This window comes from Amycolatopsis sp. A133 (assembly GCF_031082405.1).
Lineage (GTDB): Bacteria > Actinomycetota > Actinomycetes > Mycobacteriales > Pseudonocardiaceae > Amycolatopsis.
The window spans coordinates 50,138-65,068 of sequence record NZ_JAVHJU010000011.1; the positions used below are offsets into that span (position 1 = coordinate 50,138).

Sequence of the window (14,931 nt, forward strand, 5' to 3'; positions counted from 1 at the left end):
GGTGTCCTCCCTCCTGGTTGGTACCGGGACGCGGCGCGGGCGGTGTGTGACCGCGCCGCGTCCCGGGGTTCTAGCGGCCGGTGAGGACCAGCGTCGTCACGGAGTTGGCGGGCAACGTCAGCTTCGACGTCGCGGCCAGCCCGGTGATCTCCCTGGTCTGCGGCACGATGGCGGTCGGCGCGGCCAGGCTGTTGCGCCCCGCCGGGTCGCCGGTGAGCGTGGTGAGCGTGCCGGTGCCGTCGACGGCGGTGACGCCGGTGAGCGCCAGCCGTGCGGTCTGCACCTGCGGAGTCGGGTTGACGAGTTTGACCGTGAAGGTCTTCCTTCCGCTCTTCGTGGTCACGTTGACCACCTGCCGCAGGGGGCTGCCCTGGTTGAGGCGGCTGGTCACGATCTGCTTGCCGAGGGTGCTGGAGAACATCTGCTGCACCCAGTACGACGGCGAACCGTAGCTGCTGCCGGCGTCGAGCCCGATCAGGTTGACCGGCCAGTTGGACTGGTTTTCGTGCACCAGCACCGGCGCGTACATCGAGCCGATGACGATGTCGCTGTTGCGTTCCAGCCCGGTGAGGAAAGCGGCCTCGCCGATCGCCGCGGCCAGGGTGCCGGTGGGCCGGCCGTCCTGGGCGCCGTACTCGCCGACGAGGATCTCCGGGCCGGATCGGTCCGCGGTGTCGTAGCGGGTCGAGTTGTCGGTGAACCACTGCGGCGACTGGTAGTAGTGGTCGTCCGCGGCGTCCGGGCGCACCCCGGTCGACGTGCTCGACGCGGCGCCGCCCTGCAGGCCGCCGGTCGTCGCGATGACCGTCAGCTGCGGGTACTTCGCCTTGATGGCGTTGAACATGTCGGTGAAGCGCCAGGCGTAGCTGCCCGAGGTGTCGAACCAGTCCTCGTTGCCGACCTCGACGTAGCGCAGGTCGAACGGCGCCGGGTGCCCGTCGGCGGCCCGCTTCGCGCCCCACGTCGTCGAGGCGTCGCCGATGGCGTACTCGATCTCGTCGAGGGCTTCCTCGATGTACTGCGGGTAGTCGGCTTGGTCGACGTGCCGGCCGTTGAGGGTGTAGCCGGCGAACAGCCCGAGCAGCGGCTGGGCGCCGATGTCCTCGGCGAGCTTCAGGTAGTCGAGGATGCCGAAGCCGTCGGTGGACCAGTAGCCCCACGCGGTGTTCTGGTGGCCGGGCCGCTGCTCCAGCGCGCCGACCGTCTTCTTCCATTCGAAGCGCGTGTCGAGGGTGTTGCCCTCGAGGTAGTTGCCGCCCGGGACGCGGAACAGGCCGAGCTTCATCGCGGCGAGCTTCTGCCCGAGGTCCGCGCGGACGCCGTTGGGCCGGTTCTTGAAGGTCGGCGGGAACAGCGACACCTGCTGGAACCAGGCGTCCCCGCTCAGCGCGGTCTTGCCCTTGTTGAGCAGGGACACCACGATCCGGTTGTCGGTCGACGCGGTGATCGTCGACGGTGTGGTGAAGCTGAACGTCTGCTGCGCCCACGCGGCACCGACCGGCTGGAGGTCCTTGCTCGCCAGCACCGTGCCGTCGGGCTTCTCCAGGCTGACCCGGACCGCGCCCGGCCAGGTGCCCTTGGCGAAGAAGCTGCCGGTGTACTTGGTCGACGGCTTCGCGGCGACGCCGTAGAAGCCGACGTTCGCGGCGGCCACCCGGCCGGCGGCGGGGACCGCGTCGGCGTGCAGCTTCAGCGAGCGGTCGAGCGCGGTGTTCAGCGGGTTCGCGGTGTCGATCGTGTAGGTGCCGGTGGCGCCGGCCGAAGTCAGCAGCGACCAGTACGGGACCGGCGTGTTGCCCGCGCCGCTGCCCGGCTGGTAGCCCTCCTTGAAGGTGCGGTTGCGGACGAGTTCGGCGTAGAGGCCGCCTTCGACCGAGTGGCTGATGTCTTCGAGGATCGAGCCGTAGGTGGTCGGCCGCGTGTTCGCGCGGACGACGTTGGCGTCGACGGCGAGCTGGTTGGCCCCGGCGAGGGTGCCGACCTGCGCGGCGGTCAGCGGGAAGCGGCGCAGCTCCACCTCGTCGACAGCGCCGGTGAAGCCGGAGCCGACCGTGAACGGCGCCGCGGCCGTGCCCGAGGCCGGGCAGGCGGAGACGTCGAGGGTCGTGCCGGTGGGTGTGCCGCAGGTGCTGGTGACCGCGGACGCGTCACCGTCGGCGTAGACGGTGAGCCGCTGCGAAGCCCGGTCGAGGACGAGGGCGGCGTGGTGCCAGTTGCCGTCGGCGAGGCCGCCGCCGGTGGTGGTCACCTGGACGGCACCGACTCGGGCGGTGAGCTTGCCGCCGGTGACGCCGAGCGCGTACCCGTCGCCGTGGTCCACCAGGGTGCCCGCCGCGGTGGTGCGGAACCAGGCGGCCAGGGACAGCGAGCCGGTGCCGGTGTCGAACGCGGGCGAGGTGCCTATGTCCACAGTGGACTTGCCGTCGAGCTGGCCGGCCTTGCCGGCCGCACCGGCGGTCCAGGTGGCGCCCTTGAGCGTCCCGTCGGCGGCGTTCGCGCTCGAGTCGCGGGCGATCGTGCCGGTGCCCTCGTCGAAGTGCCACGAGCCGCTCGCGGCCAGCGCGGCGACGGCGGACGCGGTCAGCGGCGTCGGGTAGGCGCGGACGTCGTCGATGCCGCCGGCGAACCAGTCGGCGGGGTTGCCGGCCCACTTGCCGCGGCCGATCTCCAGGTGCCCGCCCGCGGTCCACGGCGTGGTGAACGGGACGCTCTGCTGCAGGGTTCCGTTGACGTACAGGGAAAGCGTGCCGGCGGCCCGGTTGTAGACCCCCGCGACGTGCTGCCACTGGTCGGCCTGCGCGGGCAGCGTCGAGAGGGCCGAAGAAGACGCCGAGTCGCCGTCGCTCGCGCGGCGGGTGAAGGCGAAGCGGCCGTCCGCGGTGCGCTGGAGGTAGAAGCCGCTGATCGCCGAGCCGTCGACGCTCACGGCGGTCCGGAAGCCGGTGGCCGCGGCCGGTTTGACCCACGCGGACACCGAGAAGCTCTGCGCGGTGTCGACGACCGGGGCCGGGACGTCGACCGCGGCGTCGGTCCCGTTGAACGCGCCGCCGTGCGGGCCGACGACGCCGTCGCCCCAGGCCGCGCCGCCGGTCAAGGTCGCGGTGCGGGTGTCGAGGGAGTCGTCCGCGGTCGTGGTGCCGGTGCCTTCGTCGAGGCCCCAGTGCCCGGCGATGGCCAGGCGGGCGGCGTCGGCGGCGGTCAGCGCACCGGTGTAGGCGCGGACGTCGTCGATCGTGCCGTCGACGAAGTCCACCGGGTTGCCGCCGTACTTGCCGCGGCCGATCACCAGGTGGCCGCTGCCCGCCCAGGCGGTGGGCGCGGCGGCGGCGGCCTGGCGGGTGCCGTCGACGTACAGCGACAGCGTCGACGCGGCGGCGTCGTACACGCCGGTGAGCTGGTACCACTGCCCGGCGACGGGGTCGAAGTTCGCCGACGCGACGACACCGTCGGTCGGGGCGTCCCCGGCCAGGCGGGTGAAGGCGAACCGGCGGGAGTCGTCGCGGAACTGCAGGAAGAAGTTGCTCACCTGGGTGCCGTCGATGCTGACGAACGTCTGGTACCCGGAGGTTTTGTCCAGCTTGACCCAGCTGCTCACGGAGAAGCTCTTGGTCGTGTCGAGCACGGGCGCGCCGGCGTCGGCGAAACCATTCGTCCCGTCGGTCGTCAACGCCCCGCCGCGGAGGCCCGAGCCCCAGCCCGCGCCGCCGGTCAGCGTCGCCGGGTGGGCACCCGCGGTGTCGGCGGCGGTCGTCCCGCTGCCGTCGTCGAACGTCCAATGCCCGGCCAGGCCCGGCTCGGGGGCGGCCGCGGCGGTGGTCACGGGCAGGGCGGAGAACAGGGTCAGGGCCGCGAGCACGGCCAGGGGCCGCCGCAGTCTGCGGAGCATGACTCTCCTTCGAAGGGGGTGCCGAAGCCGAGCTTTCACGTGAAAGCTCGGCGTTGGCGCTAGCGGGGGCGGCGGGTGACGAGGCGTTGCAGGACGATGAAGACGAACAGGAGGGCCCCGGTGATGATCGAGGTCCACCAGGAGTTGAGGGTGCCGTCGAAGGTGATCAGGGTCTGGATGATGCCCAGCACCATGATCCCGAGCACGGTGCCCAGCACGTAGCCGGAGCCGCCGGTCAGAATGGTGCCGCCGATGACGACCGCGGCGATCGCCGTCAGCTCGAGGCCGACGCCGTTGAGCGGGTCGCCCGAGGACTTGTAGAGGACCAGCAGCAGCCCGCCGAGCGCCGAGCAGAACCCGCTGATCGTGTACACCGCGATCTTGGTGCGGCCGGTCTTGAGCCCCATCAGCATCGCGGACTGCGCGTTGCCGCCGATCGAGTACACCGTGCGCCCGAACCGCGTGAAGGCCAGGACGTAGGCCGCGACGGCGACCACCACCAGGGCGGCGACCACGCTGATCGAGATGTGCAGCTCGCCGCCGAGCGGGAGCTGCGTCTGGGCCAGGGTGGCGATCGTCGTGTTGTCGATCGAGTACGCCTCCGTGGTGATCGTGTAGCAGAGACCGCGGGCGAAGAACATCCCGATCAGCGTCGCGATGAACGGCTGGATCTCGAAGAAGTGGATCAGCGCGCCCATCCCGGCGCCCAGCAGCGCGCCGACGACCAGCACCACGGCGATCGCCGCGTACGCCGGCCAGCCGTGCTTCTGCAGCAGGTCGCCGGAGATCACCGTGGACAGCGCCACCACCGACCCGACGGACAGGTCGATGCCGCCGGTGAGGATCACGAACGTCATGCCGACGGCGACGACGAGCAGGAAGGCGTTGTTGATGAACAGGTCGAGGACGACCTGTCCCGAGCCGAACGCCTCGTAACTCGACGCGCCGAAGATGTACGCCCCGATCAGCAGCGCCATCGTCGCCAGGATCGGCAGGTGCCGCTGCTGCGGCCGGTAGCCCTTGACGCGGGCGAGCGTGGTCATGCCGTGACCTCCACCTTCTCCGGAGCGGGCGTGGCTGCCGCCGTCCCGGCCTGCGGCGTCCGGCGGCGCCGGAGCTTCCGGCGGAACGCGGGCGACTGCAGCAGGCACACGGCCAGCACGACCAGGGCCTTGAACAGCATGATCGCCTCGGGCGGGATGCCGAGGGCGTAGACGGTGGTGGTGAGCGTCTGGATGAGCAGCGCGCCGATCACCGAGCCGCCGAGGGAGAACCGGCCGCCGGTCAGCTGGGTGCCGCCGACGACGACGGCGAGGATCGCGTCGAGTTCGATGAACAACCCGGCGTGGTTGCCGTCGGCGCTGTGCACGTTCGCGCTGATCATCAGCCCGGCGATGCCCGCGCACAGGGCGCAGAAGACGTAGACGAGCCAGGTCAGCCGCGCCGAGCGGAGGCCGGCCAGCCGGCTGGCCTCCGGGTTGCCGCCGACGGCCTCGACCAGCAGCCCGAGCGCGGACCGGCGGACGAGCACCGAAGCCAGCACGAACACCGCCAGCGCGATGAGGATGGCGCTGGGCAGCGTGAACAGGAACCCGCTGCCGATCCACTCGAACGAGTGGGAGTTGACGGTGATGACCTGCCCGTCGGTGATCAGCTGCGCGATGCCCCGGCCGGCGACCATGAGGATCAGCGTGGCGATGATCGGCTGGATGCCCAGCGCCGCGACGAGCCAGCCGTTCCACACCCCGAGCACCAGGGACAGTCCCAGCGCCAGCCCGAACGCGATCAGCGTGGTGCCGGCGCCGTCGGAGTTGCCGCTGACCCAGAGGCACGCGAGCGCGCCGCTGATCGCCACGACCGAGCCGACCGAAAGGTCGATGCCGCGGGTGGCGATGACCAGCGTCATGCCGATCGCGATGAGGATCAGCGGGGCGCCGTTCTTGAGGATGTCGACGAGGTTCCCGTAGAGGTGCCCGTCGCGCATCTCGACCTTGAAGAACGACGGGCTCGCGATCAGGTCGCCCAGCAGCAGCACCAGCAACGCCACCACGGGCCAGAACAGCCGGTGTTTCGTCAAGCCTTTCACGCCTGCACCCCCTCGGCCATCGTGGCCATGATGTCGTCCGCGGTGAGGGCCTGGTTGTCCCGGACCGCCACCACCTTCCGGTCGCGCAGCACGACGACCCGGTGGCTCAGCCGCAGGACCTCTTCCAGTTCGGCGGAGATGTACACGACGGCCATCCCCTCGCCCGAGAGCTGGGTGACCAGTTTCTGGATCTCCGTCTTCGCGCCGATGTCGATGCCGCGGGTGGGCTCGTCGAGGATCAGCAGCCGCGGCTCGGTGATGAGCCAGCGGGCCAGCAGCACCTTCTGCTGGTTGCCGCCGGACAGGTTGCCCACCAGCGCTTCCGGGTTGGCGGGCCGGATGTCGAGCGCCTTGACGTACTTCTCGGCGATCTCGTCCTGACGGCGGCGGGACAGCGGCCGCGCCCAGCCGCGGGAGGCCTGCAGCGCCAGCACGATGTTCTCCCGCACGGTGAGCTCTTCGACCAGCCCCTCGGCCTTGCGGTTCTCCGAGAGGAACGCGATCTTGTGGTCGAGCCCGGCGCGCGGGGTGCGCAGCGAGGTGGGGTCGCCGTCGACCCGCACCGAGCCGCTGTCGGCGTGGTCGGCGCCGAACAGCAGGCGGGCCAGCTCGGTGCGCCCGGAACCGAGCAGACCGGCCAGCCCGATGACCTCCCCGGCGTGGATGTCGAGGCTGAACGGCGCGACACCGCCCTTGCGGCCGAGGTCCTCGGCGGCCAGCAGCACCGGCGCTCCGGCGACCTCGGCCCGGCTGGGCCCGGAGTCCTCCAGGTCCTCGAGGACTTCGAGTTCCTTGCCGATCATCTTGGTGACCAGGTCGACCGGCGTGATGTCCGCGGTGCGGTACTCGCCGATCAGTTTTCCGTTGCGCAGCACGGTCATCCGGTCGGCGATGGCGAAGACCTGGTCGATGAAGTGGGAGACGAACAGGATCGCCAGACCGCTTTCGCGCAGGGACCGCACGACCTTCAGCAGCTGCTCGACCTCACCGGTGTCCAAACTGGACGTCGGTTCGTCGAGGACGAGCACCCGCGCGTCGACGTCGAGCGCGCGGGCGATCGCGACCAGCTGCTGCACCGCGATGGAGCAGGTGCTCAGTTCGGCCGAGACGTCCACGTGGACGTCCAGCCGGGCCAGGAGTTCCTCGGCCCGCCGCCGCATCGCGCCCCACTGGATGCGGCCGAAGCGGCGGGGTTCGCGGCCGAGGCAGACGTTCTCGGCCACGGACAGGTTCGGGCAGAGGTTGACTTCCTGGTAGACCGTGCTGATGCCGGCCTGCTGCGCCTCGCCGGGCCCGCTGAAGGCGACCTGGTCGCCGTTCAGCCCGATCGTGCCCGCGTCCACCCCGTACACGCCGGTCAGCACCTTGATGAGGGTGGACTTGCCGGCGCCGTTCTCGCCCATCAGGGCGTGGACTTCGCCGGGGAACATCCGGAAGTCGATCCCGTCCAGGGCGAGGACGCCGGGGAACTCCTTGCGGATACCGCTCATCCGCACCATGGGCTGCGGTTCAGGCATTTGGTGTGCTCCGGGGTGGCCGCGGGGGTCGTGAGTGGTAAGGCGGGTTAGAACGCGCCTTACCACTCACGACCCGCAGGTGAGGTGTCAGTACTGGCGCTGCGGCAGCGCGGTCTTGGCCGCCGCCTGGTCGAACTCGGTCTCCTGGGTCTCGATGCGGGCGGGCACCTGCTCGCCGGCGGCGACCTTCTTCACCAGGTCCATCAGCTGCGGGCCGAGCAGCGGGTTGCACTCGACGATGTGGTTGATCTTGCCGTCGGCCAGCGCCTGCATCCCGTCCTTCACGGCGTCCACCGAGACGATCTTGATGTCCTTGCCCGGGACCTTGCCCGCGGCTTCGATGGCCTCGATGGCGCCGAGGGCCATGTCGTCGTTGTGCGCGTAGAGCACGTCGATCTTGGGCTGGGACTTCAGGAAGGCCTCCATGACCTCCTTGCCCTTGGCGCGGGTGAACTCACCGGTCTGCGAAGCGACGATCTTGTACTTCGGGTCCGCCGCGATGACGTCCGCGAAGCCCTTCTTGCGGTCGTTCGCCGGGGCCGAACCGGTCGTGCCCTGCAGCTCGACGATGTTGACCTGGCCGGTGGCGCTGCCGAACTCCTTGGTCAGCCACTCCCCCGCCTTCTTGCCCTCGGCGACGAAGTCCGAGCCCAGGAAGGTCTTGTAGAGCGACTTGTCCGGGGAGTCGATCGCCCGGTCGGTGAGGATGACCGGGATGTTGGCCGTCTTGGCCTCCTTGAGCACGGTGTCCCAGCCGGACTCGACCACCGGCGAGAAGGCGATGACCTTGACCTTCTGCTGGATGTACGAGCGGATCGCGGAGATCTGGTTCTCCTGCTTCTGCTGCGCGTCGGAGAACTTCAGCTCGATCCCGGCGGTCTTCGCCGATTCCTGGATCGACTTGGTGTTCGCCGTCCGCCAGCCGCTCTCGGCGCCCACCTGGGCGAAGCCGAGCGTGACCGCCCCGCCGGACGAGCCGGACGAACCGCCGCTCCCGCAGGCGGTGAGCAGCACGAGTCCGGCCGCCGCGGCCGCCGCCGCGGCCCATCGCTTCTTCAGCACGTTCACTCCTCGATCGACGATGATCTGTGGGAAAACCTGGGTGGGGACTATTTTCGGGGTCAAACCGGTCGTTGCGTGTTAGCGCTAACAATCCCTCGGGGACCACCGGGCCCCCGCCGGCCGCCGCGCTAGCGCGGACCGGTGCTCTCGCGCACGATCAACTCGGGGACGACCAGGGCGCGCGCGTGCCGGTCGCCTCCGTCCATCCGCCCGGCCAGCAGGCCGAACGTACGCCGTCCGACTTCGATGAAGTCCTGGCGCACCGTCGTCAGCGGCGGCGTGAAGTACGCCGCCTCGGGGACGTCGTCGAAGCCCGCCACGCGCACGTCCCGCGGCACCGAGATGCCCGCTTCGGCGAACGCGCGCAGCAGACCCAGTGCCATCTGGTCGTTGCCGGCGAAGACGGCGTCCAGATCCTTGTCCTTGGCGAGGGATCGCCCCGCCTCGTAGCCCGACCGCGAACTCCAGTCGCCGCGGATCACCTGCGGGACCCCGGCGCCGTGGCGTTCCAGGGTTTCCCGCCAGCCGAGCTCGCGGTCGCGGGCCTCCAGCCAGTCTTCCGGCCCGGCGATGTGCCACACCGTGCGGTGGCCCAGCGCCAGGAGGTGTTCGGTGGCGCGGCGGGCGCCGTCGCGCTGGTCGACGGAGATGACCGGCACCGGGGCCGCCTCCCCGCCGCCGACCGCGACGACCGGGAAGTCCGCGGGCGCGGCTTCCAGCGCCCGGCCCGCACTGACGTGCGGGGCGATCACGATGACCCCCTCGACCGCTTGGCGGCGCAGGCTTTCCACCGCGTCGGCGATCGACGACCGCCCCGGCCGGCTGACGCTGGAAATCGTGATCGCGTACCCGGCTTCCCGGGCGGCGTTCTCGATGCCGTAGAGCGTGCTGGCCGGACCGTACAGATTGGACTCGAGGGCGACGACGCCGAGCGTGCCGGTCCGCCCGGTGACCAGCGCGCGGGCCGCGGAGTTGGGGCGGTAGCCCAGCTCCTCGATCGCCGCGAGCACCCGGGCCCGGGTCTCGGGGCGCACCGGGCCGGTCCCGTTGATCACCCGGGACACGGTCATGTGGGACACCCCCGCCACGCCTGCGACGTCGGTCAGGCTGGGCTGGCGCGTCCCGGCCGCGGTCACCTTCACGGGTCCGCCGGAGCGGGGTCGTTCGGCCACCGGCGTCCCCTTCCGTCCGCTCCGACATGGTCTGCGTCACCCGTTCCGGTGACGACGAGGAGTTAGTGTTAGCGATAACACCCACGGGGTCAACCCCGGGTCGCGTAACGGTCTAATCACGTGCTTCCGAGGGCACCCTTCGCCGCGTTCGACGCCTCGACCTGCGGGGGAACTCGTTTGTAATTCACCGGCAGCCCCGTCACCACGGTGTTCAAGTGCATGTTCGCCCCTCCGGAACGGCCGGCACGCGCCCGTACCCGGGCCCGATCCGGGTCGTCCGTCCAGGTACGCGAACCGACCGTCCAGGGACGCGAACCAACCGGTTCAGAACGCCACGGTGGCGGCGACGGGCCGGTGATCGCTGCCGGTCGCGGGCAGCGTCCAGGCCGCCAGCGGCCGCACCCCGGAGACGAAGACCTGGTCGATCCGGGCCAGGGGCAGCGCGGCGGGCCAGCTGAAGCCGAAGCCGTCGCCCGCCTCGTCCTGCGCGGACTGCAGCCGGGTCGTGATCGGCGCGAGCGCGCGGTCGTCGGCGGTGCCGTTGAAGTCGCCCACCAGCACGGTCCGCGGTGCGGCTTCCGCGGCGACGGCGTCGGCCAGCAGGCCGACCGCCTCGTCGCGGCCGTTCGCGGTGAACCCCGCGTCGAGGCGCACCCGCACCGAAGGCAGGTGCGCCACGAAGACCGCCACCGGCCCCTTCGGAGTGTCCACTGTGGTCTGCAGCGCGCGGGTCCACGGCATGATCGCCACCGGCCGCGTGCCGCCCAGCGGGAAGGTGCTCCACACCCCGACGGTGCCCTGCACGGAGTGGTACGGGTAGCCCGCGGCGAGGGCGTCCTCGTACTTCGGCACCTCGGACTTCTTCAGCTCCTCGAGCGCGATCACCTGGGCGCCCGCGGCCGCCAGAGCCCGCGCGGTGCCCGCCGGGTCCGCGTTCTCGTCGTTGACGTTGTGCGACACGATCGTGAGGTCCCCGCCGCGTTCCCGCTTGTCGAAGAGCCTGCCGCCGAAGAACCCGCCCCAGACCAGCGCGGGCAGCAGGAGTGACACGAGCGCGAGCGCCGAGCGCCGGACGACGGCCGCGACCAGCAGCGGCACGACGAGCAGGCCGGTCCAGGGCAGGAACGTCTCCAGCAGGCTGCCGGCGTTGCCCACCCAGTTCGGCACGAGCGGGTGCGCGAGCAGCAGCAAGGCGGTCAGGACGGCGAAGGCGGCGATGACCCGGCCGCGCCGCCAGGTCCCGGCCCGGCGGCGGGGTGCGGCCGGCCGTTCGGTCGTCGCGGTCACCGGGTGGCCGCCGGCAATTCCCGCTGGATGGCGGCGATCAGCTTCTCGCTGTTGTCCAGCGCGGCCCGCAGCCCGGCCGCCGGGGTCCCGCCCGGGTTCTGGTGGAGGACCACGCCGAGGATCAGCGCGCCGCTGCGGGCCCGCGCCGCCCACATCAGGGCGCCCCCGGCGGCGGTCGACGAGCCGGTCTTCAGCCCGATCACGCCCTCGCGGCCGAGGAGGGTGTTCGTGTTGACGACCGAGCCCGGCACGCCGTCGACCCGCAGGCTCGGCGTGGCGGCGATCGCGCGGATCACCGGGTTCTTCATCGCTTCGCGGGCGAGCCGGAGCTGGTCGGTGGCGGTGCTGGTGGTCGAATCCTCGACGCCGCTGGCGCCGGTGTAGGTGGTGCTGGTCATGCCGAGCGCCGCGGCCTCGCGGTTCATCTTCGCGACGAACGCTTCCTGGCTCCCGGCGTCCCAGCGGGCGAGCAGGCGGGCGACGTTGTTGCCGGACGGGACGAGCATGAGGGCCAGCAGGTCCCGTTCGCCGAACCGGCGGCCCGCGCGGACGGGCACGCTCGACTCCTCGGCCGAGAACGACTCGGCCTCGGCCTGCTCGTCGACGGTGATCTCCGGGCCGGTCTCATCGGGCCCGAGCGGGTGGTCCTTGAGCACGACGTAGGCGGTCATCACCTTCGTCACGCTGGCGATCGGCACCGGCCGCTGCTCACCGCGGCTGCCGAGCGAGCCGAGGTCCTGGACCTCGGCGCTCGCCTGCCCCTCGGCGGGCCACGGCAGCGGCAGGTCGACGTCCGGCCGCGCGGCGAGCGCCCGCCCGGCGGTCTCGGGCGGGAAAACGACCCAGCCGGCGGCGGCGAGCGCGACCGCCACCGCGGCGGCCACCCCCGCGGCGACGGGCGGGATGCGGGTGCGGGCCATCGATCTCCTCCGGGTGCCGGGTGCGCTCGGGGAAGCGCACTCCGGTCACTTTGGCCGGGGAAGATCACCGGGCCGTCGGAGTTGTTCGACAGGAGTGATGCAGAACTGTCCCGATTCTGTCCCAAGGGTTCCTCGCCGAACCCCGACGTTCACATCCATGATCAATGTTCACCCTGTTGACCGGTGCCGGGGCGGTGACCTATAAAGGGAAGTCCGGGTGTCCGCCGCAACACCTCCGTTGTCCCGCTTTCCGGAGGCCGTCGGTGTTCCCTCGAAGCTCGTCCCCTCGCGCCGTTTTCCCCGTCGCTGCGGCTCTTTGCGCCGCGGTGACCCTGTCCGCAGCCGCCGCACAGGCGGCCGCTCCCCCACCCGCGGGCGAAACCGTCGACGTCGCCACGGCCGACCAGCTGCGGGCGGCCCTGGCGAACGCGGCGCCGGGGCAGGCGATCCGGCTCGCGGCGGGCACCTACCGCGGCTCGTTCGTCACGACGAAAGCCGGCACCGCGGCCCAGCCGATCACGCTGTCCGGCCCCGCGAACGCCGTCCTGATCAACGACGGCCCCTCGGGTGAGGCCCCCGGCTGCCCGGCACCGACCGCGGGCTGGGACTCCGGCTACGGGCTCTGGCTCGCCGGCGCGCCGTACTGGACGTTGCGCGGGTTCACCGTGCAGGAGTCCAAAAAGGGCATCGTCGCGGACGGCTCCCCGCACACCACCATCGACGGCGTCACGGTCCACCACGTCGACGAGGAGGCGGTGCACTTCCGCCGCTCGTCGGCCGACAGCGTGCTGAAGAACTCCACGATCAGCTACACCGGCCTGGTCCAGCCCGGCTACGGCGAAGGCGTCTACCTCGGCTCGGCCGGCTCGAACTGGGGCTGCCACGGCAACTCCGGCGGCGTCGACCGCGGCGACCGGATCCAGGTGCTGGACAACCACATCGGCCCCTTCGTCGCCGCCGAACCCATCGACGTCAAGGAAGGCACCTTCGACGGCGTCATCCGCGGCAACACCTTCGACGGCCGCGGGATCACCGGCCAGAACTCCGCGGACTCCTGGATCGACGTCAAGGGCATCGGCTACACGATCGAGGGCAACACGGGCACGTTCGCCCCGCCCGGCACGTTCGCCAACGGTTACGAGAACCACAACCCGAGCACGAGCCCGTCGTTCGCCAACGGCTGCGGAAACGTCTGGCGCGGCAACAAGTCCGACCTCGGCGGTGTGGGCGCCTACGCGATCAGGATCAGCTCGGTGTCGAAGTGCGCGGCGAACCCGAACGTGGTCCACGCGTCGAACACCGTCACGAACGCCCGCTCGGGGCTCACGAACATCCCCGTCACCCCGTGAGGCTCCGGGATCTCACGGCACGATCGCGTCGACGTACCCGCCGTCCACCCGCACCGCCGCGCCCGTGGTCGCCGAAGCGAACGGGGAACTCAGGTACACCACCAGGTGCGCGATCTCCGCCGGCTCGATCAGCCGCTGCAGCAGCGACTGCGGGCGGTGCTGCTTCATGAATTCGCGCTGGGCCTCCTCCCACGGGAGGTCCTTGTCGACCAGCTCGTAGACGAAGTCCTCGACACCACCCGTGTGCGTCGGGCCGGCGATCACCGCGTTGACCGTCACCCCGGTGCCGGCCGCGTGCTTGGCGAATCCCCTGGACACGCCCAGCAACGCCGTCTTCGACACGCCATAGTGGATCATCTCGGCCGGGATGACGATCGCGGAATCGCTGGCGATGTACTGGATCCGGCCCCAGCCGCGGTCGGTCATGCCCGGCAGGTAGGCGCGGGTGAGCCGCACCGCGGCCAGGACGTTGACCTCGAAGTAGTGCCGCCAGTCGGCGTCGGTGATCTCCAGGGGATCCTGGGCGCCGAAGATGCCGAGGTTGTTGACGAGGATGTCGGCGTCCGGCACCTCCTCGACGACCTGGGCCGCGCCGGCCTCTTCGGAGACGTCGCCGGGGGCCGGCAGGAAGTCCGCGTCCGGCACCTCTTCGCGCAGCCGCGCGATGGCCTTGTGGACGCCGGTCTCGCTCCGGCCGTTGATCGCGACCCGCGCGCCCGCCGCCGCGAGGCCCGTCGCGATGGCCGCGCCGATCCCCTGGGTGGATCCGGTGACCAGTGCCGTCTTCCCGCTCAGGTCGACCCGCATCGCCGAAAGCCCTCTCTCGCGCCCTGCCTGCTTCCGGGGCGATTCAAGCACAGCTCGCCGGAGCCCACCGGCTGGAAATCCGGTTGCCCTCCCCCACCCGCCGCCGCCACGATCGGCGCATGACCACGTACCGCACCCCGCTCCTGCCGACCGTCGCCGCGACCACCGCGCCGGTCCAGCAGCAGCCGTGCCCTCCGCGGGGGTCGATCACTCCAGCGCCGTGAGCGGCGCGCTGCTCGCCGGCCTGCTCGCCGGCTACGGCATCGCGATCCCGGTCGGCGCCGTGGGGACGTACCTGGTGGCGCTCACCGCCCGCACGTCGCTCCGGACCGGCCTCGCCGCCGCGATGGGCGTCGCGACGGCGGACGGGGTGTACGCGCTGGTCGCCGTGCTCGGCGGTGCCGCGATCGCGGGCGTCATCGCCCCTTTCGCCGGGCCGCTGCGGCTGGTTTCGGCGGCGGTCCTCGTCGTGCTCGCGGCCTACGGAGCCCTGCGCGCGGTCCGCTCCCACCGCGCTCCCGCCACCCGGCCGGTGACGCCGCTGGCACCGGGACGGGCGTACGTCAGCCTGCTGGGCATCACCCTCGTCAACCCGGCCACGGTCGTCTACTTCACCGCGCTGGTGGTCGGCGACCGCGCCGGCGCGGCGGTACCGGTGCTCGACCAGGCGGTGTTCGTGCTCGCCGCGTTCGCCGCCTCGGCGAGCTGGCAAGCCGCGCTGGCCGGTGGCGGGGCGCTGCTCGGGCGGGTCCTGACCGGCGCGCGGGGCCGCCTGGTGACGGCGCTCGTGTCGAGTGCGGTGATCACCGCACTCGCCGTCCGGCTTGTCCTCTCCTGAGCCGGAA

11 protein-coding genes are annotated in these 14,931 nt (G+C 71.5%); 2 read left to right on the top strand and 9 right to left on the bottom strand.

Annotated features, from left to right (window positions below; all coding sequences use genetic code 11):
- Window positions 1-70: 70 nt before the first annotated feature.
- From Q5425_RS13720 to Q5425_RS13755, 8 genes are all read right to left on the bottom strand, one after another.
- Complete coding sequence (locus Q5425_RS13720) at window positions 71-3,886, bottom strand: LamG-like jellyroll fold domain-containing protein (protein WP_308672582.1); 3,816 nt, start codon at window positions 3,884-3,886, stop codon at window positions 71-73.
- 59 nt (window positions 3,887-3,945) lie between these two features.
- The gene (gene yjfF / locus Q5425_RS13725; protein ID WP_308672583.1) at window positions 3,946-4,929 is read right to left on the bottom strand and encodes a galactofuranose ABC transporter, permease protein YjfF; all 984 of its coding nucleotides are present in this window, start codon (window positions 4,927-4,929) and stop codon (window positions 3,946-3,948) included.
- Window positions 4,926-5,972, bottom strand: a complete 1,047-nt coding sequence (locus Q5425_RS13730) for an ABC transporter permease (RefSeq protein WP_308672584.1) — start codon at window positions 5,970-5,972, stop codon at window positions 4,926-4,928. The genes yjfF and Q5425_RS13730 overlap by 4 nt, the downstream gene beginning before the upstream one ends.
- On the bottom strand, window positions 5,969-7,471 hold the full coding sequence (locus Q5425_RS13735) for a sugar ABC transporter ATP-binding protein (RefSeq protein WP_308672603.1): 1,503 nt from the start codon (window positions 7,469-7,471) through the stop codon (window positions 5,969-5,971). The genes Q5425_RS13730 and Q5425_RS13735 overlap by 4 nt, the downstream gene beginning before the upstream one ends.
- Before the next feature lie 105 nt (window positions 7,472-7,576).
- Window positions 7,577-8,557: an ABC transporter substrate-binding protein gene (locus Q5425_RS13740; RefSeq protein WP_308672585.1), complete on the bottom strand. Its 981-nt coding sequence runs from the start codon at window positions 8,555-8,557 to the stop codon at window positions 7,577-7,579.
- Window positions 8,558-8,679: 122 nt separating this feature from the next.
- Entirely contained in the window at window positions 8,680-9,723 is a 1,044-nt protein-coding gene (locus Q5425_RS13745; RefSeq protein WP_308672586.1) for a LacI family DNA-binding transcriptional regulator, read from the bottom strand.
- Between the two features lie 324 nt (window positions 9,724-10,047).
- Window positions 10,048-11,010: an endonuclease/exonuclease/phosphatase family protein gene (locus Q5425_RS13750; protein ID WP_308672587.1), complete on the bottom strand. Its 963-nt coding sequence runs from the start codon at window positions 11,008-11,010 to the stop codon at window positions 10,048-10,050.
- Window positions 11,007-11,930, bottom strand: coding sequence for a serine hydrolase (locus Q5425_RS13755; RefSeq protein ID WP_308672588.1), 924 nt, complete (start codon window positions 11,928-11,930; stop codon window positions 11,007-11,009). Before Q5425_RS13755 ends, Q5425_RS13750 begins: the two co-directional genes overlap by 4 nt.
- Window positions 11,931-12,256: 326 nt before the next feature.
- On the opposite strand from Q5425_RS13755, the gene Q5425_RS13760 reads away from it, so the two are divergent.
- Complete coding sequence (locus tag Q5425_RS13760; protein WP_308672589.1) at window positions 12,257-13,279, top strand: right-handed parallel beta-helix repeat-containing protein; 1,023 nt, start codon at window positions 12,257-12,259, stop codon at window positions 13,277-13,279.
- Between the two features lie 12 nt (window positions 13,280-13,291).
- Here Q5425_RS13760 and Q5425_RS13765 read toward each other — a convergent pair whose 3' ends face one another.
- On the bottom strand, window positions 13,292-14,086 hold the full coding sequence (locus Q5425_RS13765; RefSeq protein WP_308672590.1) for an SDR family oxidoreductase: 795 nt from the start codon (window positions 14,084-14,086) through the stop codon (window positions 13,292-13,294).
- A 220-nt stretch (window positions 14,087-14,306) separates the two neighbouring features.
- On the opposite strand from Q5425_RS13765, the gene Q5425_RS13770 reads away from it, so the two are divergent.
- Window positions 14,307-14,924, top strand: a complete 618-nt coding sequence (locus Q5425_RS13770) for a LysE family transporter (RefSeq protein WP_308672591.1) — start codon at window positions 14,307-14,309, stop codon at window positions 14,922-14,924.
- Window positions 14,925-14,931: the final 7 nt, after the last annotated feature.

What these genes read in the sequence shown, in the direction of transcription:
- Q5425_RS13720 (WP_308672582.1), bottom strand. Translation starts at nt 3,886, where the DNA reads ATGCTCCGCAGACTGCGGCGGCCCCTGGCCGTGCTCGCGGCCCTGACC.
- yjfF (WP_308672583.1), bottom strand. Translation starts at nt 4,929, where the DNA reads ATGACCACGCTCGCCCGCGTCAAGGGCTACCGGCCGCAGCAGCGGCAC.
- Q5425_RS13735 (WP_308672603.1), bottom strand. Translation starts at nt 7,471, where the DNA reads ATGGTGCGGATGAGCGGTATCCGCAAGGAGTTCCCCGGCGTCCTCGCC.
- Q5425_RS13755 (WP_308672588.1), bottom strand. Translation starts at nt 11,930, where the DNA reads ATGGCCCGCACCCGCATCCCGCCCGTCGCCGCGGGGGTGGCCGCCGCG.
- Q5425_RS13765 (WP_308672590.1), bottom strand. Translation starts at nt 14,086, where the DNA reads ATGCGGGTCGACCTGAGCGGGAAGACGGCACTGGTCACCGGATCCACC.